Origin of the sequence: Bacillus sp. JJ1127 (assembly GCF_036965845.1) — a bacterium.
GTDB lineage: Bacteria > Bacillota > Bacilli > Bacillales > Bacillaceae_G > Bacillus_A.
In genome coordinates, this window is record NZ_JBALQK010000417.1 from 1 (window position 1) to 1,851 (window position 1,851).

Genomic DNA, 1,851 nt, shown 5'->3' on the forward strand with positions numbered 1-1,851 from the left:
CTCTTTTAATAACTCATTCACTTTATAACCTAGGACAGTAAAATCTTGAACAAAATTCATCATTTCAATCCAGTATAAAAAGACATTGGTATATCCAATGTCTTTTTCACGTTTATCACAAAAATATCCTAATAAATAAACTTTGTAATATCTGTTACTTCTTTTCGAGCAAGCTTCTTTGGCTTATCTTTTGGATATCCTAGCGAAATTACCATATTAATTTGTTTCTGTGGATCAATTTGTAAATATTTTCGCAATTCATTTTGTGCTAATAAAACGGGTCCTGTCATCGGACAAGTCCCAAGACCTCTTGCATGTGCTGCCAGCATTAAATTTTGAGCCGCTAAACAGCTACTTTTAATCCCCTCTTCTTCCCATACTGCATCTGGAACGAATTTGATTGGATCAAATATTTTTTCACGAAACTTTGATTCATACGGAGTTGCTAAACATACAATTAGCACTGGTGCTTCAGAAAAGGCGGTTGCATATGGCCCAAATGAACGAGTTAATAGCTTCCCAGCTTTTTCTTCTCCATTTTTTGCCGCCTTTTCAGCTAACGTATGTAATGCATCCCATGTCATTTTTTCGATATCTTTAATTTTATCTCGATTCATAATGACAATAAATTCCCACGTTTGTGAGTTCGTATCACTTGGAGCATAACGAGCACAATCAATAATCTCTTCTATGTCACTAACAGATACCTCTTGTTCTATAAACTTTCGCACACTACGGCGTCCGTGAATTATTTCTTTAAATGCTTCATAATTCATATACATAAAATCCCCTTTTACAGCATTTTTAAAATTTGTCCTACGCTTGCATTATATCATGAAAAAAAGCTGGTGGAATACCAGCTTCCCTTTCCTTATATACTCAATTTGTTACTTTTAAAGGTGCAATACTTTCTTCATAAGCAGCTTGTAGTTTTTTCGTAACTGCTCCTCTTTCTCCATTACCAAATTGCTCATCTCCAATTTGAGTAACCGGAAATATTTCAAGAGGCGTCGCTGTAAAGAAGCATTCATCCGCTTCATATACTTCCTGTAATGAAAATTCTCGCTCTTCTACTTCAATATGTAGAGATTTTGCTAACGAAATGACATGATGACGAGTAATTCCATGTAAGATAAAGTGATCTGCTGGATGCGTAATCACTTTATTATTTTTTATAATAAAGAAATTTGAATGGCAACCTTCTGTTATAATTCCATCTCGAACTAATATCGCCTCTTGATATCCTTCTTCATTAATTTTATTTTTAATCATAATATTTGGAAGAAGATTTAAGGATTTTATATGACAAAACTTCCAACGAATATCTTCCTCTACCGTTACTTTAATCCCCTTTTCCATAAGTTCAGTCGGTCTTGGAAACGGTACAATATTTGCAAAATACATTGGCTTCAAGTTCGAATCATATACATGATTTCGCGGCTGAGCTCCTCTTGAAATTTGAACATACACATTCCCATCTTCTTGAAATTGATTTTTTTCAATTAATTGCTGAAGTTGTTCAATCAGTTCCTCTTTTGTAAAAGGTGGATTAAGATGAATTTCCTTCATGGATTTAAAGAATCTTTCTAAATGCAAATCTAGCAAGTGAGGTTTCCCATTATATAAACGGAACACCTCATATATTCCATCACCAAATTGTAAACCTCGTTCTTCTAGCGCAACCATCGGCTGTTCTTCCTTCGTATTCACAATTCTTCCATTAAACAAAATCCAATCTTTATGAGCTCCTTTCACCATTCTCCACTCCTTTCCTAATAATAGTTTCATTTTACAACCCATCCACAATAAATACAAAGAATTTTCAGTCATTTAAATCAATAAAACACCTAC

General features: G+C 33.9%; 2 protein-coding genes. Both read right to left on the reverse strand.

The genetic code is table 11. The features are described 5' to 3' along the window. Positions 1–128: 128 nt before the first annotated feature. On the reverse strand, positions 129–776 hold the full coding sequence (locus V7183_RS25380; protein WP_335361262.1) for a nitroreductase family protein: 648 nt from the start codon (positions 774–776) through the stop codon (positions 129–131). A 103-nt stretch (positions 777–879) separates the two neighbouring features. Next, positions 880–1,755 carry a D-amino-acid transaminase gene (gene dat / locus V7183_RS25385; protein ID WP_335361263.1) on the reverse strand — a complete coding sequence of 292 codons (876 nt, stop codon included), beginning with the start codon at positions 1,753–1,755 and terminating at the stop codon, positions 880–882. Positions 1,756–1,851: the final 96 nt, after the last annotated feature.

What these genes read in the sequence shown, in the direction of transcription:
- V7183_RS25380 (WP_335361262.1), bottom strand. Translation starts at nt 776, where the DNA reads ATGAATTATGAAGCATTTAAAGAAATAATTCACGGACGCCGTAGTGTG.